Here is a 23,273-nt window from a genome sequence, read left to right as displayed (position 1 = left end):
CGCCGTCGAGCGCGGCGACCCGCGTCCGCACCGGAGCGGGCAGTGCGGCGTACCCGGCGCGCAGGTCGGCGAAGAGCGTCTCGCCGCCGTCGTCGGGCGCCTCGTCGCAGGTCAGTACGGTGACCAGGGAGCGGCTGGGGTCGAAGGACCCGTCGGCGTGCCAGTACTGCCCGCCCGCGTTGGCGCCCAGCCCGCGCACATTGGACTGCAGCCGCACGTGGGGCTGCCCGGGGACGCGGTGCCCGGCGGGGAAGACCGTCTCGGGCTCGCCGAACCAGCGGGCCAGCTCGGTCAGGGCCTGCGGGTCGCGGGGAAAGCCGGTGAGGTGCAGGACGCCGTACTCCCACAGCAGGGCGCGCAGTGTCTGCCGGGACCAGGTCCGGGCCGGCCGGTGCGGGCCGTGCGGGGTGTGGGGGGCGGGTGCGAAGCCGTCGACGCGCAGTCCGAGGCCGATGCCGGTGAGTTCGGTGAGCCTCATGACCGCTCCGCGGGGGGCACCCGGATGAGGGCGGTGTGGTAGCCGCGCGGGTACGGCTCGTCGACGGGCTCGCCGTCGACCTCCACCCAGGCGTGGGCGAGGAACGGCTGCACCCGGACACCCGAGCACCAGGTGGGCCAGTGGCCGCGGAGCCGGCAGAGCAGGGCGGTGGCCAGGGACCGCTGGACGCAGCCCTCGCCGGCGCAGGCCACGCTCACCGCGACGACCTCTTCGCGGGCGCGGCCGGCCTCCTCGGCGGTGGCCGGGCGGGCTCCCTTGCGCAGGGCCTCCAGCGCGGCCCGGATCCGGGCGGGTGGCCGGCGCATGAGGATCCGGGCCGCCACGACGGCCAGCCAGGGCAGCAGGCGCCGGTGCGGGGCGAGGCGGGGCCGGTCGGTGATGGCGACGGGCGAGCTCACGGCGTCACCAGCCCGGCCGTGCGCAGCTCGTCGAGGAACCGGGCGGCGTCCCGGGTGGCCCGGTCGGGCGCCACCGCGGCGCCGGTCGCGGCGCTCAGCGCGGCGTCCCGGGCGCCCTGTCCGGTGAGCAGGCCCTGCAGGACGCGGGCGCCCGAGCCGTTGAGGCGCCAGTAGCGGCCGGAGCGCTCGTCGAGCAGGACCGCGCCGTCGTCCGTCTCGGCGATCGACACACCGTCAGCCAGGCTGAGAGACACGGTCGGGCTCCTTCTGGGTCGTCATCGTCGGTTCGGGGGTGGCCGGGGCGAGGTCCCACCGGTCGCGGGCGCGCAGCCAGTTCTCCACGGCCATCGCGGAGTCGAGGGCGCCCCAGGGCAGGCCGGGCGGGTAGGCGTCCAGCGCCATGCGGCGCAGGGTGGCAGCGTCGATCAGGCCCAGGCCGGCCAGCAGCGGCTGGTCGAAGAGTTCGGCGAGCTGGCCCCGGTGGCGCTGCCGGCCGCGGAAGAAGTCGTCGGAGAACTCGCCCTTGGTGGCCCGTTTGAGGGAGCCCTCGGGCATCGTGCCGCGCATCGCCTCGACCATGAGCGGTTTGTACGTCCAGGGGGAGCTGCGCTCCTCCGGGAGGACCGCCAGGCATGCCTCCAGCACCCGGTCGTCCAGGTAGGGGGCCTGCAGGACGGCACCGGACGCGGCGGTGACGGTCTCGGCGAGCCGTACGGCGGCGCCGAGCTGGCGGGCCAGGTCGAGGGTGGTGTGGGCGGACCGGGTGGGGGCGTACGGCTCGGCGTGCGCGGCGCGCCGGCGCATCTCGTCGGCGAGGCCGGAGGCGGCGTCGGCGGTGACCCACGGCGGCAGCCGCAGCGGGTACTCCCAGCCGAACAGCGGCTCGTTCGCCGGAGGGAACGGGCTGGTCAGCGCGCCGGTCTCGGCCGCCAGCCAGGTGCCGTAGGGGCGTCGGTCGGCCAGTGCGCGCAGGACGGCGGCCAGGGGCCAGCGGCGCAGGGCGCGCTGCCCGGCGAGGTGCTCGCGGGCCAGGCGGGGGCGGCGGCGCGACAGGTCGTGCAGATAGCTGGGTTTGACCGCCAGGACCTCGTCCCCGCCGTGTCCGGTGAGGTGGACGCGGGCGCCGGCCTCGGCCAGCCGGCGGGCGGTCTCGCGCAGCCGGGCCACCGGGCGGATCCAGCGGGTGGGCTCGTCCAGGCCGGTGACCGGGCGGGCCACGTCCTGGAACATGTCCGGCAGTTCGCCGGGGGTGAAGACGGTGTGCGTGATGTGGTCGCCGTCGAGGAGTTCCTGGGCCCGGGCGGCCCAGACGTGGTCGTCGTGGGCGGGGTCGGCGACCCCGATGCGGACGGTGACGAGACTGCCCGCTGCGCGGCCGGTGGCCTCGGCGGCGAGGAAGCTGAGGGGGGTGGAGTCCAGGCCGCCGGACAGGTCGGAGCCGACGACGGCGTGCGGCGCCACGCGGGCGGCGACCGCCTCGGTGAGGGCGCGGGCGAGTGCGGGGCCGCCCTGGGCCCGGTCGAGCTCCTGCGGCGGCGGCTGCCACCAGGTCCGGGTCCGGGCGCCGCCGTCCGGCGCGATCAGCAGGCAGCTGTCGGCCGGTACGAGGTCGACGCCGCGCCAGACCGGCTCGGTGAGCGAGGACGGGGTCATGGCGAGCAGCCGTGCGGTGAGCCGGACCGGGTCGAGCGGAGCGCCGGCCAGCGCGGCGAGCAGGTCGGCGCGGTCGGCCGCGAGGGTGTGGCCGTCGACGGTGGCGGTGAAGACACGGCGCACACCCGAGACGGTGCCCTGGACGCGGATCGCGCCGTCGACGCTGGCCACCAGGTGGGCGCTGCCGGTGAGGGAGGCGGCGAGCGCGTCGAGGTCGGCGGGGTGGCGGATCCGCCGCGCCCAGTCGGCCAGGCGGCCGCTGGTCAGGGTGTGGGTGCCGGTCACCAGCAGGGCGGTGGTGCCGTGCCGGGCGTGGACGGCACAGGCGGCGCCCGTGGTGCCGTCCGGGGCCCGTCCGACGACCCAGGGCCGTCCGGAGGCATGGGTCAGGGTGAAGCCGATGTGGTCGCGCAGTCGCCGTGCCACCGGGGCCGCGGACGGGCGGTCGGGCAGAGCGACGAACCAGGGCCCAGTGCTGCCGGGGTTCTCAGTCATGGTTCCTCCGCGGTTCCGGTGGGCGGCCGGGCGGAATGCGGGCGACCCGCATTCCGCCGGCGAGTGCCGAATTCGGCTCAGTCGAAGTGGATGAAGAAATCGGCCAGCGGAAAACCGACGCCGCGGGTCAGTTCGTCGTAGTCGCCGAGCTCGGAGAGTTCCGGGGCCTCGTAGACCTGTACCGTCTCCATGTCCTTCTCCATGAAAAGACCTCCTGTCGCGTGTTGTTGGGGAGTCCGGTGCCGGAGGGAAGCCGTGTTTCCGGGTGGGAAAGGACGGCCGCCGGTCGGCCGTGTGTCCGTCCTGTGGGCCGAACGGGATTCAACGTAGACCGGGGTGCGACCGGCGGGCCAGGAAATGCGGCGGGGTTGGCAGGAACGGGCCAGCCCCCACCGGGCACCCTGCGGTTTTCCGCAGGGTAGGCGTTGCGGAGAACAGCATCAGGCCGGACGGCAACCCTCATACCGCCGCCCAACTGCGCTTCCTAGGTTGGAGGGCAGCGGGGGCAGCCGCCCCGCCACCGACCCGCCACCTTGGAGACCCACCATGCATCACATGACTCTGGCGCTGCCCCAGGAGCCCGCGGACGGCATCGCGGGGTGGGCCGCCGACCTCGTCGACACGCTGGGCGGCCCCGGGGCCGGCCTGGCCATCGCCCTGGAGAACCTCTTCCCGCCGCTGCCCAGCGAGGTCATCCTGCCGCTGACCGGATTCGCCGCCGGGCAGGGCGTGCTGAGCCTCGCCTCGGCACTGTTCTGGACGACGCTCGGTTCCGTGGTCGGCGCGGTCGCCCTCTACTGGATCGGCGTCGCCTTCGGCCGGGAGCGGATGCACGCGCTGTGGGCGAAGCTGCCGCTGGTGAAGGCCTCGGACCTGGAGCGCACCGAGGAGTGGTTCGCCAAGCACGGCACGAAAGCGGTCTTCCTCGGCAGGATGGTGCCGATCTTCCGCAGCCTGATCTCGGTGCCCGCCGGCGTCGAGCGGATGCCGATGCCCGTGTTCATCATGCTCACCACGCTCGGCAGCCTGATCTGGAACAGCATCCTGGTGCTGGCCGGTTACTGGCTGGGCGACCAGTGGGACGCGGTGGAGGTCTACGTCGGTTACCTCAGCAAGGCCGTCCTGGTCCTGGTCGTCGTCGCCCTCGCCGCCTACCTGGTGGTCCGCCTGAAGGGCCGCAGCAAGGCCCAGCACCGCCGCGCCTGATGAGCACCCGCCCCTCCCCCGCCGCCCCGGCGACGCTCGCCCCCGCAGCCCCGGACGATCTTGCCCGGGGCTGTTCGGCCGCACTAGGCTCGGGCGCTGTGCACGAGGACTTAACTGGCGCCGCGTCCCACGGCCTCGCAGGAGCCCTCGGCGCCGCGGCCCCCGAGGACGACCCGAGCGCCGCACCGCCGCCCCCGCGGCGCCGCCGCGGCCTGGGCGTCCTGCTCGGCTGCGCGACCGCCCTGCTCGGCTCCCTCTACTTCCTCCTCGTCGGTGCCGCCCTCGGCCCCTTCCTGCTGTGGCCGCGCACCCGCCCCGACGCCCTGCGCATCCTGATGACCGGAGCGCGCCGCCTGACCGCGCTCGAACGGATCCGCCGCTCGGTGTTCTTCGGCGACCGCTTCCCCGAGCACTACAAGGCCTCCGACCAGAAGATCCTGCGCTACCTCGCCGTCCGCTGCTACACGGGCCTGCTGTGCGCCGTCGTGATAGGGCTGCTCGGTTTCGGCGCCGTCCTCGCCGGGCTGCTCGTCACCGGGGCGGCGCGGGGCAGCCTCGGCTGGGACGAACTGCTGACCCAGGTCCTGCTGGGCAGCGTCCTGCTCTTCCTCGACGTCCAGGGCCTGTACTCGCTGGCCGCCCTGGACACCCGTACCGCCCGCGAGTGCTTCGGCCCCTCCGAGCGGGAGCTGCTCCAGCAGCGGATCGACGAACTCGCCGCCAGCCGGGCCGCGGTGGTGCAGGCGGTGGACGTGGAGCGCCGGCGCATCGAACGCGACCTGCACGACGGTGTCCAGCAGCGCCTGGTCGCGCTGGCCATGCTGCTCGGCCGGGCCCGCCGCAGCCGCGACCCCGAGCGGGCCGACGCGCTGCTGCTCCAGGCGCACGAGGAGTCCCAGGGCGTGCTCACCGAGCTGCGCGAAGTGGCCTGGCGGGTCTACCCGTCGGCGCTGGACAGCCTCGGTCTGCGGGAAGCGCTGGGCGGCGTGGCCGAACGGTGCAGCATCCCGCTGCGCATCGCTTTCGAGGTCGGCGCGCCGCTGCCCCAACCCGTGGAGACGGCCGCCTACTTCGTGGTCTCCGAGGCCGTCACCAACGCCGCCAAGCACTCCTCGGCCACCGCCATCGAGGTGCGGGTGGCGCTCACCGGGGCGCGGCTCGCCGTACGGGTCGAGGACAACGGCAAGGGCGGCGCGAACCCGGCCGGCAGCGGGCTGGCCGGGCTGCGCGGCCGGGTCGCCGCGCTCGACGGCGTGCTGCACATCGACAGCCCCCTCGGGGGACCCACCACCATCTCCGCGGAGCTGCCATGCGCGTGATCCTCGCCGAGGACTCGACCCTGCTGCGAGAGGGCCTGGTCCGGCTGCTCGCCGACGAAGGCCACGAGGTGGTGGCGGCGCTGGGCGACGCGGTGACGCTGCTCAAGGAGGTCGAGGAGCACCGGCCGGACATCGTCGTCGCCGACATCCGGATGCCGCCGACCCACACCGACGAGGGCCTGCGGGCCGCCGTGGAGATCCGCGAGCGCTTCCCGGAGGTCAGCGTGCTGGTGCTGTCGCAGCACATCGAGCGCAACTACGCGGCCCAGTTGCTGGCGTCCAACGCCGAACGGGTCGGCTACCTGCTCAAGGACCGGGTGGCCCAGGTGGAGGAGTTCCTGGACGCCCTGGAGCGGATCCACGCGGGCGGCGCCGCCATCGACCCGGAGGTCGTACGGCAGTTGCTCATCCGCACCACGCACGGCGATCCGCTGGCCCGGCTCACCCCGCGCGAGCGCAGCGTGCTGGAGGCGCTGGGCCAGGGGTACACCAACACGGCCATCGCGGAGAAGCTGCACCTCTCGCTGAGTTCGGTGGAGAAGAACCTCAACGCCGTCTTCGACAAGCTGGACCTGCCGCACACCACCGGGTACAACCGGCGGATCCTGGCGGTCCTGCGCTATCTGGAGTCGTAGGGGCGCCCGCCCCGAGGCAGCGCCGAAGGCCGCCCCCCGCCGGTGTACGGCGGGGGGCGGCCTCTTCGCCGGGTGCTACGCGAACGCGTACGGGTTCAGCGCGTCCTCGGGCAGGTGCTCTATCCGGACGTAGTCGCCGATGCCGGCGTCGGTCGCCAGCTCCAGCAGGACGTCGAAGGCGATGTGGTCCTCCAGCGCGAACCCGGTGGAGTCGAAGACGGTCAGGCCGTCCCGGTGCGCCGCCGCGAGGGCCGGGTCGGCGCACAGGGCCATCAGGTCGGGCCCGAGGTCGCTCTCCACCAGCTGCTGCGACTCGCCCTCGCGCAGCGCCTGCCCGCGGTGGTCGGTGGTGACGAACGCGGACTTCAGCACGTGCAGCGGCACCTCGAACTTGCCGATCAGGTCCGCGCCGATGGCGTTGACGTGCGCGTGCGGAAGCAGCCGTTCGCCCGGCAGGACCGGGCCGGCGCCGACCGCCACCGAGGTGACCGTGCAGATGATGTCGGCCGCCGCCTCCAGCTCGACGACCGGGACCACCTCGACGTCCAGGCCGAGGAACTCCACGCGCTCGGCGAAGGTCTGCTCGTGGGCGGGGTCGATGTCGTGGACGAGGATCCGCTCCAGCGGGAAGACCCGGCTGAGGGCGTGCGCCTGGGTGACCGCCTGCGCCCCGGCGCCGACCAGGCCGAGCACCCGGCTGTCCGGGCGGGCCAGCAGCCGGCTGGCGACCGCCGCGGCGGCGCCGGTGCGGACGGCCGTGGGCAGGATCCCGTCGCACACCGCCAGCAGACGGCCCGTCACGTCGTCGTAGCGGGTCATGCTGCCGATGATGGTCGGCAGCCGGAAGTCCGCCGGGTTCGACGGGGTGTAGCCGACGGTCTTGATGGTGATGGAGTCGCCGGGCCGGTGATGCGGCATCCACTCGAGGATCGCCGTGTCCGCCGGACCGCGCAGGAACCCTTCCCGGGCCGGGGTGATCCCGCCGTACCCGTCCGCCCGGAACGCCTCGCCCAGGCGGGCGATCATCCGGTCCATGAAATGATCCAGGCCCTTTTCCTCGACGATCTTGGCAATATGCTGCCGCGTGAGGATCACAGTTTCCATTAAAGCCCCTTTGACAATGCCGCAGAATGGCAATTTCCTGCCGACTTGTATTCCGATCCGCGCAGGCCGAACACGTAGAGCCGAAAATGAAGATAGCCAGGCGATTTTCCCCCGGTCAAGATTTCCCCCGATGGCATTACGGGAAACCGCAGGGTCCCCGGAGGGTTTTCCTCGTGTTCCCGGCCCGGCCGAGTCCCTAGCGTTTTCCCTGTCGCCACGCGGCACGGGGCAGTGCCCGCAGCAACGGAAGGAAGCAGAAGGTGCGAAAGAAACCGGCAACGGTACGGATCGCGCGATGGAGTGCCACGCATCCGTGGTCCGCCATCGGGCTGTGGGTGGTCTTCGTCGCCCTGTGTCTCTTCCTGGGCGGAGCCGCCGGCACCAACAAGATCAGTGACGAGGAGTCCGGGGTCGGCGACTCCGGCCGCGCGGGCCGGATCACCGCCGCGGGCGACTTCCCCGAGAAGCCCGAGGAGAACGTGCTGATCACGGCCGAGACCGGCCGCACGTTCGACGTCGGCGTGGCCCGGGACGCGGCGCAGGACCTCTCGCAGCGGATGAAGGCGCTGCCGGAGGTGGAGAGCGTCGCCCCGGCCGTGCCGTCCCCTAACGGCAAGGCGCTCCTGGTCACGGTGACCATGAAGGGCGACACGGAGAACGCCGACCAGCGGGTCCAGCCGCTCCTCGACGTCAGCGCGGCGACCGAGAAGGCCCACGACGGGCTCAGGATCGACGAGGTGGGCACGGGCTCCACCGCCAAGGGGCTGTCCGAGACCCTGGGCGAGGACTTCAAGAAGGCCGAGCTGATCAGCCTTCCGCTGACCCTGCTGATCCTGCTGGTCGTCTTCGGCGCCGTCATCGCCGCCGGGGTGCCCGTGGTGCTCGCCCTCTCCTGCGTCGCCGCCGCGATCGGGCTGTCGACCCTGGCCTCGCACGTCCTGCCCGAGACCAGCGCCGTCAGCAACATCATCCTGCTCATGGGCATGGCCGTCGGCGTGGACTACTCGCTCTTCTACCTGAAGCGGGAGCGGGAGGAACGCCAGAAGGGCGTCGCCCACATCGACGCCATCGAGATCGCCGCGAAGACCTCCGGCCACACCGTCGTGGTGTCCGGCACCACCGTGATCGTGTCGATGGCCGGCCTCTACCTCGCCGACGAGGCCACCTTCGCCTCCCTGGCCACCGGGTCGATCATCGTGGTCGCCGTCGCCGTCCTCGCCTCCCTGACCGTGCTGCCCGCGCTCCTCGCCAAGCTGGGCCGCTGGGTCGACCGGCCGCGGGTCCCCTTCCTGTGGCGGCTGACCATGCGCTCGGGCGACTCGAAGCTGTGGCCGGTGCTGCTGCGGCCGGCCCTGGTACGACCGGTCCTCACGCTCGTGGTGTCCGTCGGCGCCCTGCTGCTGCTCGCCCTGCCGGCTCTCGACATGAAGCTGAAGCAGCCCGGATCCGACGACCTGTCCCGGGACATCCCCGTGGTCCAGGCGATGGACCGGCTCACCGAGGCCTTCCCCAGCAAGGGCACCGTGCACCAGGTGGCGGTACGCGCCCCGGCCGACCGGGCCGACGAGGTCGAGGCCGCCCTCGGCGGACTGCTGGAGCGCACCGCGGGCAACGAGCTGTTCGCCCATGACCAGACGCCCGCCATCCGCGAGTCGGCGGACAAGCAGGTGCACACGGTGCAGGTGGGCACCCCGCACTCGCCCAAGAGCGACGGCGCCCGTGACTCCCTGGAACTGCTGCGGGCCTGGGTGCCGCAGGCGATGGAGAGCGTGCCGGGGGCCGAGAGCGCGGTCGGCGGCAAGGTCGCCCAGGGTGTCGACTTCACCGGCCATCTGGAGGACCGGATGCCGTGGGTGGTGGGCTTCATCCTGCTGCTGACCTTCGTCACCATGGTCGGCATCTTCCGGTCACTCGCCGTGGCTCTCTCCGCGATCCTGCTGAACCTGCTGTCGGCCGCCGCCTCGTTCGGTGTCCTCGTCGCGGTCTTCCAGCACACGTGGGCCGAGGGACTGCTGGACTTCCACAGCTCCGGGGCGGTCGTCTCCTGGCTGCCGCTGTTCCTCTTCGTGGTGCTGTTCGGCCTCTCGATGGACTACCACGTGTTCGTCGTCAGCCGGATCCGCGAGGCCGCCCTGAAGGGCGCGACCGTCAAGGACGCCGTCCGCGAGGGCATCACCCGCTCCGCCGGGGTGGTCACCAGCGCGGCGATCGTGATGGTCGGGGTGTTCGCGATCTTCGGCACGCTGAGCATGGTCGAGTTCAAGCAGCTCGGCGTGGGCCTGGCGGCGGCGATCCTGCTGGACGCCGTGGTGATCCGCGTCTTCGTCCTGCCGGCCCTGATGACCGCGCTGGGCAAGTGGAACTGGTGGCCGGGCGACCGCTCGGCGGGCCGGCGCGGCCAGCACGCCGCGGGCTCCGACGACGACACCCGCCAGCTGCGCCCGGTCCCGGCCGCCCAGCCGCACTACGCGGGACAGCAGCACTACTCGGGCCAGCAGCCGTACGCGGGCCAGCAGCCGTACGCGGGCCAGCAGCAGCCCTACGCGGGTCAGCAGCACTCCGGACAGCAGCACCACTCCGGACAGCAGCACCACTCCGGGCAGCAGGGTTACGCCCCCTTCGGGACCGCGTACCAGCCGCAGCACCGCGACCACCGACCTGACTCCTGGCAGCAGTAGCGACAGGAAGCAGGTCCCTCCGACGAGGAGGGAGGGCGCCCGTACATCCCCCGGCGGGCACCCTCCCTCCTCTTTCTTTTTTTCTTTTTCCCGTTTCGGCGTTCCCGCTCAGCCGGCCGTCGGCCCCGTCAGGAACTGCACCAGGGCCTTGTTCACCGCGGCGGGGTCCTCCAGGTAGCCGTAGTGGCCGCAGCCCTCGATCAGCTCGAAGGCGGCGCCCGGGATCGCGTCCGCGACCTCCCGGCCCAGGTGCGGCGGGGTGATCAGGTCGTCGGCGAAGGCGATCACCTGGCAGGGGACGCGGATGCCGCGGTAGGCGGCGAGCCGGTCGTCCAGGCGGCTCACCTCCATCTGCGCCCGCTGTCCGGGCCCCGCGGGCGGGGCCAGCTCGAACAGGTCGAGCCAGTCGGCCAGGGCCGCGTCGTCGTCGAGGGTCCTCGGGGACAGCGACTTCAGGGCGCGCAGCACCGCCGCGTAGCGCGGCGGCAGGACCGTGCCCGAGTCGTGCAGCTCGGTCTCGGCGCGGGTGAGGGCGGCCCGCAGGGTGTCGGTGCGGCCGCGGGTGGCCATGAGGACGGCCTGGCGCACCAGGTCGGGCCGGGCTAGGGCGAGTTCCTGGGCGACGAAGGCGCCCATGGAGGTGCCGACGACGCGGACGGGGCCCAGGCCGAGGCGTTCGATCAGCCCTGCCACGTCGCCGACCAGGTCCTGGAGGGTGAATCCCTCGGGGCATTCGGACGTGGGCGGAATTCCCCGGTTGTCGAATGTGATCACCCGGAATCCCGCGGCGGTGAGCGCGGGCACCTGGTGCAGCTGCCACACGGTGTGGCCGCCGCCGGTTCCCTGGATCATCACCACCGGCTCACCGTCTCCGGTGTCCTGGTAATTCAGGCGTATTCCGTTGACCGGAACGACCGGCATCTTGGGTTCCCCCTTGGCTTGGTGTGCGGACAGGCGAGTACGGACAGAGGTGCGCGGACAGACGTGCGCGGACAGACGTGTGGCCCGCGCCGGGCGCGCAGGGGCGCTCGGGGCGGGCCACACGGGTGGGGTCAGGCGGCGTCGGCGCCTTCCATCGCCCGGACCAGGGAGGCCGGGCGCATGTCGGTCCAGTGGGTGTTGACGTACTCGAGCGCGGCCTCGCGGGTGGTCGCGTCGAGCGCGGTGTGCCAGCCGTCAGGCACCTCGGCGAACGCCGGCCACAGGGAGTGCTGGCCTTCGTCGTTGACGAGGACCAGGTAGCTGCCCTCGGGGTCCTCGAACGGGTTGGTGCTCATGCGATCGCTCCTTTTCGAAGAATTGCGTTTCTTCCGGTCCGTCGCTCCGACGGGGTCACAGCCGTTCGGCAAGGAAGCGCCCGATGCGGGCCATATGACGGGCGTCCGTCAGCAGATTTCCGTGTGTCGATTCTATAGGGCACACCTCTATCGATCCGCTGACAAAGGGTTGCCACAAGTTGACATTCAGACGGGTTGACCTATCGGCTTCCGACTTCTTCTCGGCGGACACGAAAACGAGGTCGCCGTCGAAGATCTCCGGCTCGAAACGCCGCATGAGCCGGACATTGTTCACATACACGTCCTTCAGCGCCAGGATGTCCTGGGCCTCCAGGTGCCGGAGGTTCTGGTTCCCGGTCTGCAGGAACTCGCGGAACCGCAGCAGCACCGCCTTCTGGTCTGCTATGAGCTCGTCCATGTCGAAGGTGAAGCCCATCGCCTGGAGGTTGTGCGCGACGACCTCGTGCTCCACGGGGTCCTCGGTGACGGCGTTCTCCCCCGCCGGGTAGGCGTCGAGCACGGCGAGCAGCCCCACCCGTTCCCCCTCCGCCTGGAACCGGGTCGCCAGCGCGTGCGCGACGAGACCGCCGAACGACCAGCCCGCCAGCCGGTACGGCCCCTCGGGCTGCACCGCGCGGATCCGGGCGAGGTAGTCCCCGGTCATCTCCGCCATGGAGGCCGGCAGGGCCCCCGAGCCGTCGAGCCCGCTGGCCTGGACGCCGTAGACCGGGACGTCGGGGCCGAGGTGGCGGACCAGGCCCGCGTAGCACCAGGAGAAGCCGCCGCCGGGGTGCAGGAAGAAGACGGGCGCGGCGGTGCCGCGGGCGCGCAGCGGCAGCAGGTCACGGCCGGCGCGCCGGTCCCGTTCCGCGCCCGCCTCGCCGTCCGCGAGCGCCCGGGCCAGACCGGCCGGCGTGGGGGCGTCGAAGACCGCGCGCACCGGCAGGTCGGCGGCGAGTTCCTCCCGGACCCGGCCGACGAGCCGGGCGGCCAGGAAGGAGTGGCCGCCGAGTTCGAAGAAGTCGTCCTCGGCGCCCACCTGTTCCACCCCGAGGATCTCGGCGAACAGGTCGCACAGCGCGTGTTCCTCGGGGGTGTTCGCGGGCCGCGAGCGGGTGTCGTTGCTCTGGTCGGGGGCGGGGAGCGCGGCGCGGTCGAGCTTGCCGTTGGGGGTCAGCGGCAGCGCGTCCAGCACCACGAACGCGGCGGGCACCATGTGGTCGGGCAGCCGGCGCGCCAGGTGCTCGCGCAGGTCGGCCGGGTGCGGCCGGGCGCCGTCCGCGGGAACCACGTACCCGGCCAGGCGCCGGTCGCCGGGCCGGTCCTCGCGGACCACGACGGCGGCCTGGGCGACACCGGGCGCGGAGGTGAGCGCGGCCTCGATCTCGCCGGGTTCGATGCGGAACCCGCGGATCTTGACCTGCGCGTCGGCACGGCCCAGGTAGACGAGCTGTCCGTCGCGGGTCCAGCGGGCGAGGTCGCCGGTGCGGTACATCCGGGTCCCCGCCGTCCCCCAGGGGTCGGCGACGAACCGCTCGGCGGTGCGGTCGGGCCGGTGCGCGTAGCCGCGGGCCAGGGCGGCTCCGGTGATGTACAGCTCGCCCGGGACGCCGGGCGGGACCGGGTTGAGCCAGGCGTCCAGCAGCCGTACGGCGGTGTTGTCGACCGGCCTGCCGATGGGCGGCGCGGCGGGCGCCCAGTCGGCGGGGTCCTCGGGGAGCCGCGCGGCGGTGACGACGTGGGTCTCGGCGGGCCCGTAGTGGTTGTGCAGGCGGCGGGGGCGGGCCGCGCAGAAGGCCCGGATGGCGCCGTGCGGGGTGAGGGCCTCGCCGGCCTGCACCAGGTCGGTCAGTTCGGGCAGGGCGAGGCCCTGTGCGCCGGCCGCCTCGCACACCGCGTCGATGACGAGGTTGGGCGCGTACAGCTCGTGGATCCGCTGCTCCCCCAGCCACCGGGCGAGCCGGGCCGGGTCGCGCCGGACGTCCTCGGGGCAGACGACGAGGGTCCGGCCGGTCAGCAGCGCGGAGAGCATCTCCTGCACGGACACGTCGAAGCTGACCGCGGTGAACTGGGCGACCCGGCGGCCGGGGCCGCCCGGCAGTTCCCGCTCGTGCCAGTCGAGCAGGTTGAGCAGGGCGCCGGAGGGCATGACCACGCCCTTGGGGCGGCCGGTCGATCCCGAGGTGTAGATGACGTACGCGGGATGGTCCGGGTGGTGCGCGGGAGCGGGGGCGCCGCCGTCGGGGCGGGCGAGGGCGTCCCGGACGGCCGGGTCGTCGACGCGCACGGTGCGGGGCCCGGTGCTCGGCGGCAGCAGGCCGGCGACGTCACCGGTGGTCAGGACGAGCTTCGGCCGGGCGTCGTCGAGCATGGCGGCGATCCGGCCGGCCGGGTAGGCGGGGTCGACGGGCAGGTAGCCCGCCCCGGCCTTGAGGGTGGCGAGGAGCGCGGTGACCAGGTCGGCGGAGCGGTGCATGGCCACGGCCACCAGGTCCTCCGGGCCGGCCCCGCGGTCGGCGAGCAGCCCGGCGAGCCGGTCCGCCCGCGCGTCCAGTTCCCGGTAGCTCACCCGGCCGTCGGGGGTCTCCACGGCGGTGGCCTGCGGGGTGCGGGCGGCGGCCTCGGCGAACCGGGCGGCGAGACTCCGCTCCCGGTCGCGGGGCCGCTCGGGCCCGGTGCCGACGGCCAGCACCCGGTCCCGTTCGGCGCCGGTGAGCAGGGGCAGGTCGCCGAGCCGGCGCTGCGGGTCGGCGGTCGCCGCGTCGAGGAGCCGCAGCAGCCGGTCGACGAGGCCGCGCGCGGTGCCGGGGTCGAACAGGTCGGTGCCGAACTCCAGTCCGGCGCCGAGCCCGGCGGGCCGGCCGTCGGCGGTGTGCCGCTCGGCGAAGGAGAACAGCAGGTCGAACTTGGCCGAGCCGGTCCCGGACGGCAGCGGCGCGGCGGTGAGACCGGGCAGCCGGAGACCGTCGGCGGTGCCGGTCCGCTGGTCGGTGTTGTTGAAGGTGATCATGGTCTGGAACAGCGGGTGGCGGGACTGGGCCCGCTTCGGGTTGAGGGCCTCCACCAGCCGTTCGAAGGGCAGGTCCTGGTGGGCGTAGGCGGCCAGGTCGGTCTCGCGGACGCGGGCGATGAGGTCCTTGAACGTGGGGTCGCCGGAGGTGTCGGTGCGCAGCACGAGGGTGTTGACGAAGAAGCCGACCAGGTCGTCCAGCGCGTCGTCGGTGCGGCCGGCGATCGGCGAGCCGAGCGGGATGTCGGTGCCCGCGCCGAGCCGGGTGAGCAGGGCGGCCACCGCGGCCTGGAGCACCATGAACGGGCTGGCCTGGGTGGCCCGGGCGAGGGTGCGGACCCGCTCGTAGAGCGCTTCGGGGACCTCGTAGAGCACCCGGTCGCCGCGGTGCGTGGCGACCGCCGGGCGGGGCCGGTCGGCGGGCAGCGGCAGTTCGTCGGGCAGCCCGGCCAACGCCCGCTTCCAGTGGGCGAGCTGGCGGGCGAGGGGGCTGTCGGGGTCGTCCTCGGTGCCGAGCGTCTCGCGCTGCCACAGGCTGTAGTCGGCGTACTGGACGGGCAGTTCGGACCAGGCGGGGGCGGTTCCCTCGTGCCGCGCGGCGTACGCGGTGACGAGGTCACGGGCGAGCAGCGGCACGGACCAGCCGTCACCGGCGATGTGGTGCACGAGCAGCAGCAGCACGTGCTCGTCGGCACCGGTACCGAACAGCCAGGTGCGCAAGGGCAGTTCGCGGTCCAGTGCGAAGGGGTGCGCGGCGGCCTCGGCGAGCCGCGTGGTGAGCCCGTCGGCCGGCACCCCGGGCACGTGCGTCAGCTCGGGCCGGGCGGCGTCGCCGTGCCGCAGCACCTGGTAGGGGCCCTCGGCGTCCTCGGCGAAGACGGTGCGCAGCGACTCGTGCCGCTCGGCGACATCGGCGAGCGCGGCCCGCAGGGCGTCCCGGTCCACGACGCCGGTCAGCCGCAGCGCGAAGGGGATGTTGTAGGTGGCGCTCGGCCCCTCGAAGCGGTGCAGGAACCACAGCCGCCGCTGGGCGAACGAGGCCGGCACCCGGGCGGGCCGCGGGCGGGCCCGCTCCAGCGCCGGGCGGGCGGCCCCGGCGGTGCCGAGGGCACGCGCCAGCGCCGCCGGGGTGGGGTTCTGGAACACCTGCCGTACGGCGATCTCCGCGCCGAGCACCGAGCGGACCCGGCCGGCCAGCCGGGTCGCGAGCAGGGAGTGCCCGCCCAGGTCGAAGAAGTCGTCGTCGATGCCTACCTGCGGGACTCCGAGGAGTTCGGCGAACAGGCCGCACAGGATGTCCTCCTGCGGGCTGCGGGGCGCGCGCCGCGCTCCTGCGGCGGCGGTCGCCGGCTCGACGGTGGGCAGGGCGCGCCGGTCGACCTTGCCGTTGGCGGTCAGCGGCAGCGCGTCGAGGGTGAGGAACGCGCCGGGCACCATGTAGTCGGGCAGTTCGGCGGCCACATGGGCGCGCAGCTCGGCCGGGGACGGATCGCCGCCGCGCTCCGCGACCAGGCAGGCGACCAGCCGCTTGTCACCGGGGCGGGGTTCCTGCACGGTGACCACGGCCTGCGCGACGAGCGGGTGGCGGCCGAGGACGGCCTCGATCTCGCCGAGTTCGATCCGGAAGCCGCGCAGCTTGACCTGCTCGTCGGCGCGCCCAAGGTATTCGAGGGTGCCGTCGGGCGCCCAGCGCACCAGGTCGCCGGTGCGGTACATGCGCGCCCCGGGCGGGCCGGACGGGTCGGCGACGAAACGTTCCGCGGTCAGTCCGGGCCGCCGCCAGTAGCCGCGGGCCAGGCCCGCCCCGGCGATGTACAGCTCGCCCGCCATGCCCGCGGGCACGGGGCGCAGTCCGGCGTCGAGGACCAGCAGCCGGGTGTTGTCCAGGGGGGTGCCGATGGGCACGGCGGCCGGGACGGGGCCGCCGGCGGGCAGCCGGTGCCGTACCGCGAACGTGGTCGTCTCGGTGGGCCCGTACCCGTCGACGACGGTGGTGCCGGGGCAGGCGGCCATGACGCGGCGCACGGACGCGGCGGGCACCACGTCACCGCCGGTCCACACCTCCCGCACCCCGTCCAGGGCCTCGGGTGCCTCGTCGGCGACGAGCTGGAAGAGGCCGGAGGTCAGCCACATCCCGGTCACCCCGTGCTCGGCGACGAGCTTGCCGAGGACCTCGGTGTCGAGGTCGCCGGGCGGGGCGACCACGGCGGTGCCGCCGGACAGCAGCGGCACCCACAGCTCGTAGGTGGAGGCGTCGAAGGCGTGCGGGGAGTGCACCAGGACCCGCCGGTGGGCGTCGCCCGCGAAGGACCGGTCGTGGGCGAGTTCCAGCACGTCCCGGTGGGTGACGGCGACGCCCTTGGGGGTGCCGGTGGAGCCGGAGGTGTGCATCAGGTAGGCGAGCCGGTCCGCCGTGATGTCCCGGGGCGGCGCGGCCGGGCCGGGCTCCGGCGGCAGCGGGCCGGCGTCGACGGTCAGGTGCGGCACGCCGAGTTCCGCGGCCCGCCCCGTGTGCTCCGGGCCGGCCAGGGTGAGGCGGACCTCGGCGAGGGCGGCGACCTGGCGCAGCCGGTCGGCCGGGTCGCCCTGCCGCAGCGGCACATAGGCGCCGCCCGCCTTCAGCACGGCGAGCACCGCGACGACCAGCTCGGCCGAGCGGTCCATGAGCAGCGCCACCGGTGTCTCGGCCGTCACGCCCCGGCCGGCCAGGCGCGAGGCCAGCGCGTCGGAGCGGGCGTCGAGGGTGGCGTAGTCGTAGGAGACGGGTCCGCACTGCACGGCGACGGCGTGCGGGGTGCGCCGGGCCTGCGCGCGGAACGCCTCGGGCAGGCTGGTGTCCGGTACGGCCGTCCCGGCGCCCCGGCCGAGGGCGAGGACGGTCCGGCGCTCGGTGTCGCCCAGCAGCTCGAGCCGGGCCAGCGGGCGGCCGGGGTCGGCGGCGACCGAGCGCAGCACCCGCACCAGCCGGTCGAGGACGCCGCGGGCGGTCTCCTCGGGCACCAGGTCGGGCTGGTGGTCCAGGCGCAGCCGCAGTCCGCCGCGGCCGACGGCGACCAGGGCGAGCGGGTAGTGGGTGGCGTCGCGGCTGCGGCTGCCGGTGACGGCGACCCCGCGGATGCCGCCGGGCCGGTCGTTCTCGGCGCCGATGTCCAGCGGGTAGTTCTCGAACACCATCGTGGTGTCGAAGAGTTCGCCGGCTCCGGCGAGGCGCTGCACGTCGGCGAGACCGATGTGCTGGTACGGCTGGAGCCGGGTCTGCTCGTCCTGGACCCGCCGGACGGTGTCCACCAGGGACTCGTCGGGGCGCAGCCGGACCCGGACCGGCAGGGTGTTGATGAACAGGCCCACCATGGTCTCGATGCCGGGGATCTCCGGCGGCCGGCCGGAGACGGTGGTGCCGAAGACCACGTCGTCGCGGCCGGTCAGCCCGCTGAGGACGACGGCCCAGGCGCCCTGGACCAGCGAGTTGAGGGTGAGGGCCCGCTCGCGGGCGAGGCCGCTGAGCGCCTCGTAGGTGGCGCGGTCGACCTCGGTCTCCAGCCGGCCGGGCACGACCGGGGAGCGCTGTCCCGCCTGCGGGGCGACGAGGGTGGGACCGTCGAACCCGGACAGGGTGTCCCGCCAGGCGGCGAGCGCCGACTCCCGGTCCTGCCTCGCGAGCCACTGGAGGTAGTCGCGGAAGGGACGCACCCGCGGCAGGGCGCTGTCGTCGCCGCCCGAGGCGTACAGGGCGAGGAGTTCGCGCACCAGCATCGGCCGTGACCAGCCGTCCAGGAGGATGTGATGGTTCGTCAGCACGAACCGGTGCCGCTGTTCGCCCAGGCGTATCAGGGTGAACCGCATCAACGGTGGTCTGCCCAGGTCGAACCGGCGGGTGCGGTCCTCCTCCACGGCCCGGTCCGCGGCGGCCGTCCACTCCTCCTCGGGCAGCCCGGTGAGGTCCAGCTCCTCCCACGGCAGCCGCACGTCGTGCGGGACGATCTGCACGGGGCGTTGCAGCCCGGCGTAGCGGAAGCCCGCGCGCAGATTGCCGTGCCGCCGCAGCAGGGCGTGGCAGGCGGCCCGCAGCGCCCGCGGGTCCAGGTCGCCTTCGAGGTCGATGGCCTGCTGGACGAGATACACGTCCGGCGCCGCCTCGTCGTACACACTGTGGAACAGCAGGCCCTCCTGGAGGGGGGCCAGGGGCAGGATGTCCTGAAGTCCGGAACGCGACGCCATCACTCGGTCCTCCACTCGTCTTCCAGCAACTCGATCTCGTCCTGGCTCAGCAGGCTCAGGGACACGTCCGACACGGTCAGTCCGCCCGCGTCCGGGCGCTCGGCGTGCTCGGTCAGCGCGCGCAGCGCCTGGAACCACAGGTCGGCCAGCTCCCGCACCCCGTCCCGGTCGAGGATGTCCCTCGCCCAGGTCCAGGTGGCGGCCAGCTCGGGCCCGGCGGGCCCGTCGTTGGTACGGGCGTTCAGCTCCAGCGGGTGCGCGAGCGGCACCCTCGGGTCGGTGCCGCCGACACCGGCCGCGGTCGACAGCACCGTCCAGTCGGGGACGGTGGCACTGCCCGCGTCCTGGGCGCCCGCGGTGGTGAAGCGGCCCAGGTAGTTGAAGGCCACCTGCGGCTGCGGCAGCCCCGCGAAACCGGGGGCCGTGTCCGGGTTGAGGTGGCGCACCAGGCCGTATCCCATGCCCTTGTCCGGCACCGCCCGCAGCTGCTCCTTGACCTCCTTCAACGCCGCGCCGGCGGCGGCGCCGCCCGCGAACGCGTCGGCCAGGTCGGTGGTCACCGGGTCGAGCCGCACCGGGTACAGGCTGGTGAACCAGCCGACGGTGCGGGACAGGTCCGCCCCGCCGACGGTCTCCTCCTCGCGTCCGTGCCCCTCCAGGTCGATCAGGGCCGTACCCGACGCGCTGCCCCGCCAGCGGGCCCAGGCCAGCGCGAACGCGGCCAGCAGCACATCGTTGACCTCCGCCCGGAACGCCGCGGGCACCCGGGTCAGCACCTGCTCGGTCACCTCCACCGGCAGCGTCACCGTCAGGTGCTCCGCCGTCGCGTAGGTGTCCCGCGCGGGATCGAGGGCACGCCGCCCGATCCGCGGGTCGCCGGGCCGCAGCACCCGCTGCCACCAGCCGGCCTCCGCCGCCCGCGCGGGCCGCGCGGCCTCCTCGGTCAGCCGCTGCGACCAGCGCCGCAGCGAGGTTCCCACGGGCTGCAGCTCGGGGGTGCGCCCGCCGCTCACCGCCCGGTACGCCTCCGCCAGGTCGGGCACGAGGATCCGCCAGGACACCCCGTCGACGACCAGGTGGTGGACGAGCAGCAGCAGCAGTCCGGGCAGCTCCCGGCCCCGGTCGAACCAGACGGCCTGGACGACGCTGCCGGCCGCCAGGTCCAGCCGCTCACGGGCGGCCCGGGTCTCGCGGGCCACCAGGTCCCGCTGGGCCTCCTCGCCGAGCCCGGCCGCGTCCACCCGGCGCAGCAGCCCGGCGACGTCCACGGACCCGGCCTCCCGGATCTCCAGGCGCCGTTCGGGCGCCGGGGCGAGCCGGGCCCGCAGGGCGTCGTGGTGGTCGGTCAGCGCGGCGAGCGCGGCCCGCAGGTGCTCGTGGCGCAGCGCCGCCGGCACCTGGACGAGCCGGGACTGGTTGTACTGGCCGGTGGGTCCGCCGCGCTCCAGGAACCAGTGCATGATCGGTGTCAGCGGCACCTCGCCGACCCCGGCGCCCGCCTCCTCGGCGGGCGCGCCGCCGGTCTCCGTGACGACGTCGGCCAGAGCCGCCACCGTCCGGTGCTCGAACACGTCCCGCACCGTCAGCTCCAGGCCGGCCCGGCGGGCCCGGCTGACCAGCTGGATCGACATGATGCTGTCGCCGCCGAGGTCGAAGAAGCTGTCGTCGATGCCCGCCTCGTCCAGGCCGAGCACGTCGGCGAAGAGCGCGCACAGCGTCTTCTCCCGCTCGGTGCGCGGCCCGCGGCGGCCCGTGCCGTCCCGGTCCGCGCCGTAGTCGGGGGCGGGCAGCGCCCGGCGGTCGAGCTTGCCGTTCAGGGTGAGCGGCAGCGCGTCGAGGACGACCACCGCCGACGGCACCATGTACTCGGGCAGTACCGCCGTGACATGGGCGCGCAGCGCGTCCGGGTCGGCCGGGGCCGCGGCGGCCGGCACGACGTACGCCACCAGGCGCTTGTCGCCGGGCCGGTCCTCGCGCACGATCACCGCCGCCTGGGCGACCTCCTCGCGGGCCGTCAGCACCGCCTCGACCTCGCCGGGCTCGATCCGGAAACCGCGCAGCTTGACCTGGTCGTCGACGCGGCCGAGGAACTCCAGGCGCCCGTCGGCGAGCCGGCGCACCACGTCACCGGTGCGGTACATCCGCTCGCCGCCGCCCGCGAACGGGTCGGCCACGAACCGCTGCGCGGACAGCCCGGCCCGGTCCAGGTAGCCGCGGGCGACACCGGCGCCGCCGATGTACAGCTCGCCCGCGACGCCCGGCGGCACCGGCCGCAGCCGCGTGTCGAGCACATGCACCCGGGTGTTCCACAGCGGCCCGCCGATCGGTACGACCGCCTCCGGCACCTCCCGCGGCGAGCGCAGCTGGTTGACCGTGGAGAACACCGTGGTCTCGGTCGGCCCGTACTCGTTGGCGACGATCGTGCCGGGGCAGGCCTCCAGCACGCGCCGCACCGCGGCCGGGGACACCACGTCACCGCCGGCCCAGATCTCCCGCACCCCGCGGAAGCACTCGGGCCGCTCCTCGGCCAGCACCCGGAACAGTCCGGCGCTGACGAAGAGACCGGTCACCCCGCCCTCCGCGATCGCCGTCGCCAGGTCGGAGGCGTCGAGCCGCCCGGGCGGTGCGACGACGACCGCGCCGCCGGTCAGCAGCGGGGTCCACATCTCGAAGGTGGACGCGTCGAACGCGTACGGCGAGTGCATCAGGACGCGCTCGTGGTTGCCGCGCCGCCAGTACCGGTCCGCCGCGAGATGGACCACGTTGTGGTGGGTGTTCCCGACGCCCTTCGGCCGGCCCGTCGAGCCCGAGGTGTACATGACGTACGCCAGCTGCTCCGCGTCCGTGACCACACCGGGGTCGGTGACGGGCTCCGCGGACAGGTCGAGACCGCCCCCGGGCCCGACCCGCAGCACCGGAACCTCCACGGCGAAGCCGACGGCGTCCGGCGCCCGGTCGGTGAGCAGCGCCGCCGCACCCGTGTCGCGCAGGATGAACTCCGAGCGCGCCGCGGGCTGGTGCGGGTCGATCGGCACATACACACCGCCCGCCTTCAGCACGGCCAGCGTCGACACGACCAGCTCCGCCGAACGCTCCTGGAGGACCGCCACCCGCGTCTCGGCGCCCACGCCCCGCCCGGCGAGGTGGTGGGCGAGCCGGTTGGCCCGCTCGTCCAGCTCCCGGTACGTGAGGGTGCTCCCGGCGCCGGTCAGCGCGATCGCGTCCGGCCGGGCCGCCGCCCGCTCCGCGAACAGCACGTGCACCGGCGTACGGTCCCGGTGGCCGACCGCCGTGTCGTTCCACTCGGCGAGCAGCCGCCGCTCGTCGGCGTCGAGGATCTCCGCCTCGCCGATCCGGCCCCGCGGGTCGTCGGCGAGCGCGCACAGGACCCGCACGAAACGGTCGGCGACGCTCTGCGCGGTGGACCGGTCGAACAGGTCGGTGCTGAAGTCCAGCGCGCAGCTCACGGCCGCCCCCGCACCGTGCTCGACGATCTCGAAGGACAGGTCGAACTTCGCCGACGGGGCACCCAGCGGACGCCCGGCGACCGTCAGCCCGCCGGGACCGCCCGGCGACCCGCTCCCCGCGCCCGGCCCGGCGGCGGCGTCCCGGGCACCGTTGTCGAAGCTGAGCATCGTCTGGAAGAGGGGGTGCCGGGCGAGGGAACGCTCCGGGTTGACCGCCTCCACCAGCCGCTCGAACGGCAGGTCCTGGTGCGCGTACGCCTCCAGGTCCGCGGTCCGCACCCGCTCGATCAGCTCCGCGAACGTCGGATCGCCGGAGGTGTCCGTGCGCAGGACGAGGGTGTTGACGAAGAAGCCGACCAGGTCGTCGAGCGCGTCATCCGTACGGCCCGCGATCGGCGTGCCCAGCGGGATGTCGGTGCCCGCGCCGAGCCGGGTGAGCAGGGCCGCGAGCGCCGCCTGGAGCACCATGAACACGCTGGCCCGGTGCTCGCGGGCGACCTCGGTCAGCCGCTCGTGCAGGTGGTCGGGGAAGGAGAAGGCGATCCGGTCACCCGCGTACGTGGCGATGGCCGGGCGCGGCCGGTCGAACGGCAGCGCCAGCTCCTCCGGCAGACCGGCCAGCGTCCGCTTCCAGTACGCCAGCTGCCGGGACAGCTCACTGTCCGGGTCGTCCTCCGAGCCCAGCAGCTCCCGCTGCCACAGGCTGTAGTCCGCGTACTGCACCGGCAGCGGCTCCCACACCGGCGCCTCGCCGCCCACGGCACGCGCCGTGTAGGCGGCCGTCAGATCGCGCACCAGGATGCCGCGCGACCAGGCGTCACCCGCGATGTGGTGGGTGAGCAGCAGCAGCGCACTGCGGTCCCGCCCGTCGCCGCCCGCCTCCGCGGGCAGCCGGAACAGTGACACCCGCAGGGGGATCTCACGGCCCAGGTCGAAGACGTAACCGGCCGCGCGCCGCATCATCCGGTCGGCGGTCGCGTCGTCGGCGACGCGTTCGACGACCAGCGGCACCCGCACCTGCTCCGGCTCCAGCACGACCTGGTACGCGGCACCGCCGGCGTCCTCCGCGAACACCGTCCGCAGGCTCTCGTGCCGGGCCACGACATCCGCCAGGGCGAGCCGCAGCGCCTCCCCGTCGACCGGGCCCGTCAGGCTCAGCGACACCGGCATGTTGTAGGCGTCGCTGGGCCCCTCCAGGTGCTGGAGGAACCACAGCCGCTGCTGCGCGTTGGACAGCGGTACCCGGGCGGGCCGGTCGGCCCGCACGACCCGGCCGCGCGCACCGGCCGACGCGTCGAGTGCGGTGGTGAGTTC

Annotated in this window: 14 protein-coding genes; 4 read left to right on the top strand and 10 right to left on the bottom strand. The window is 74.1% G+C overall.

What is annotated here, in order from left to right; genetic code table 11:
• From CCN42_RS08820 to CCN42_RS41180, 5 genes are all read right to left on the bottom strand, one after another.
• Positions 1-478, bottom strand: a 478-nt coding sequence (locus CCN42_RS08820) for a TauD/TfdA dioxygenase family protein (RefSeq protein ID WP_143661876.1), incomplete at its 3' end; no start/stop codon positions are given.
• Positions 475-897: a lasso peptide biosynthesis B2 protein gene (locus CCN42_RS08815; RefSeq protein ID WP_086171704.1), complete on the bottom strand. Its 423-nt coding sequence runs from the start codon at positions 895-897 to the stop codon at positions 475-477. The genes CCN42_RS08815 and CCN42_RS08820, both read right to left, overlap by 4 nt.
• Complete coding sequence (locus tag CCN42_RS08810) at positions 894-1,151, bottom strand: lasso peptide biosynthesis PqqD family chaperone (RefSeq protein ID WP_245877203.1); 258 nt, start codon at positions 1,149-1,151, stop codon at positions 894-896. The genes CCN42_RS08815 and CCN42_RS08810 overlap by 4 nt, the downstream gene beginning before the upstream one ends.
• Positions 1,132-3,045: an asparagine synthase-related protein gene (locus tag CCN42_RS08805; RefSeq protein WP_086734332.1), complete on the bottom strand. Its 1,914-nt coding sequence runs from the start codon at positions 3,043-3,045 to the stop codon at positions 1,132-1,134. Before CCN42_RS08805 ends, CCN42_RS08810 begins: the two co-directional genes overlap by 20 nt.
• A 77-nt stretch (positions 3,046-3,122) precedes the next feature.
• A complete protein-coding gene (locus CCN42_RS41180) occupies positions 3,123-3,236 on the bottom strand; it encodes a lasso RiPP family leader peptide-containing protein (protein WP_158102071.1) in 114 nt (37 codons plus the stop codon).
• A gap of 355 nt (positions 3,237-3,591) precedes the next feature.
• Between CCN42_RS41180 and CCN42_RS08800 the strand changes: the two genes are divergently transcribed.
• From CCN42_RS08800 to CCN42_RS08790, 3 genes are read left to right on the top strand one after another with little or no spacing between them, the layout of a single operon-like run.
• Positions 3,592-4,251, top strand: coding sequence for a DedA family protein (locus CCN42_RS08800; protein WP_086171701.1), 660 nt, complete (start codon positions 3,592-3,594; stop codon positions 4,249-4,251).
• Positions 4,251-5,570, top strand: coding sequence for a sensor histidine kinase (locus tag CCN42_RS08795; RefSeq protein WP_086734330.1), 1,320 nt, complete (start codon positions 4,251-4,253; stop codon positions 5,568-5,570). Before CCN42_RS08800 ends, CCN42_RS08795 begins: the two co-directional genes overlap by 1 nt.
• Positions 5,561-6,205, top strand: a complete 645-nt coding sequence (locus CCN42_RS08790) for a response regulator transcription factor (protein ID WP_169731426.1) — start codon at positions 5,561-5,563, stop codon at positions 6,203-6,205. Before CCN42_RS08795 ends, CCN42_RS08790 begins: the two co-directional genes overlap by 10 nt.
• Positions 6,206-6,280: 75 nt before the next feature.
• On the opposite strand, the gene CCN42_RS08785 is transcribed toward CCN42_RS08790, so the two are convergent.
• Positions 6,281-7,309, bottom strand: a complete 1,029-nt coding sequence (locus CCN42_RS08785; RefSeq protein WP_086734329.1) for an ornithine cyclodeaminase family protein — start codon at positions 7,307-7,309, stop codon at positions 6,281-6,283.
• A 260-nt stretch (positions 7,310-7,569) separates the two neighbouring features.
• On the opposite strand from CCN42_RS08785, the gene CCN42_RS08780 reads away from it, so the two are divergent.
• Positions 7,570-9,987, top strand: a complete 2,418-nt coding sequence (locus CCN42_RS08780) for an MMPL family transporter (protein ID WP_245877202.1) — start codon at positions 7,570-7,572, stop codon at positions 9,985-9,987.
• 108 nt (positions 9,988-10,095) lie between these two features.
• Here the strand turns inward: CCN42_RS08780 and CCN42_RS08775 are convergent, their stop codons facing one another.
• The 4 genes from CCN42_RS08775 to CCN42_RS08760 form a co-directional block, all read right to left on the bottom strand.
• The gene (locus tag CCN42_RS08775; protein ID WP_086171698.1) at positions 10,096-10,908 is read right to left on the bottom strand and encodes an alpha/beta fold hydrolase; all 813 of its coding nucleotides are present in this window, start codon (positions 10,906-10,908) and stop codon (positions 10,096-10,098) included.
• Positions 10,909-11,039: 131 nt separating this feature from the next.
• A complete protein-coding gene (locus tag CCN42_RS08770; RefSeq protein ID WP_086171697.1) occupies positions 11,040-11,264 on the bottom strand; it encodes an MbtH family protein in 225 nt (74 codons plus the stop codon).
• 55 nt (positions 11,265-11,319) lie between these two features.
• Positions 11,320-18,492 carry an amino acid adenylation domain-containing protein gene (locus CCN42_RS08765; protein WP_086734327.1) on the bottom strand — a complete coding sequence of 2,391 codons (7,173 nt, stop codon included), beginning with the start codon at positions 18,490-18,492 and terminating at the stop codon, positions 11,320-11,322.
• A partial coding sequence (locus CCN42_RS08760) for a non-ribosomal peptide synthetase (RefSeq protein WP_143661875.1) occupies positions 18,492-23,273 on the bottom strand: 4,782 nt, incomplete at its 5' end. The genes CCN42_RS08765 and CCN42_RS08760, both read right to left, overlap by 1 nt.

Source organism: Streptomyces glaucescens, assembly GCF_002154375.1.
In the GTDB taxonomy this organism is placed as follows: Bacteria; Actinomycetota; Actinomycetes; order Streptomycetales; family Streptomycetaceae; genus Streptomyces; species Streptomyces glaucescens.
The sequence above is the reverse complement of the archived record's forward strand: the minus strand, read 5'-3'. Positions and strand labels throughout refer to the sequence as shown.

Coding starts and splice junctions, on each gene's coding strand:
- CCN42_RS08805 (WP_086734332.1), bottom strand. CDS start 3,045: ATGACTGAGAACCCCGGCAGCACTGGGCCCTGGTTCGTCGCTCTGCCC.
- CCN42_RS41180 (WP_158102071.1), bottom strand. CDS start 3,236: ATGGAGACGGTACAGGTCTACGAGGCCCCGGAACTCTCCGAGCTCGGC.
- CCN42_RS08800 (WP_086171701.1), top strand. CDS start 3,592: ATGCATCACATGACTCTGGCGCTGCCCCAGGAGCCCGCGGACGGCATC.
- CCN42_RS08795 (WP_086734330.1), top strand. CDS start 4,251: ATGAGCACCCGCCCCTCCCCCGCCGCCCCGGCGACGCTCGCCCCCGCA.
- CCN42_RS08790 (WP_169731426.1), top strand. CDS start 5,561: ATGCGCGTGATCCTCGCCGAGGACTCGACCCTGCTGCGAGAGGGCCTG.
- CCN42_RS08785 (WP_086734329.1), bottom strand. CDS start 7,309: ATGGAAACTGTGATCCTCACGCGGCAGCATATTGCCAAGATCGTCGAG.
- CCN42_RS08775 (WP_086171698.1), bottom strand. CDS start 10,908: ATGCCGGTCGTTCCGGTCAACGGAATACGCCTGAATTACCAGGACACC.
- CCN42_RS08770 (WP_086171697.1), bottom strand. CDS start 11,264: ATGAGCACCAACCCGTTCGAGGACCCCGAGGGCAGCTACCTGGTCCTC.
- CCN42_RS08765 (WP_086734327.1), bottom strand. CDS start 18,492: ATGGCGTCGCGTTCCGGACTTCAGGACATCCTGCCCCTGGCCCCCCTC.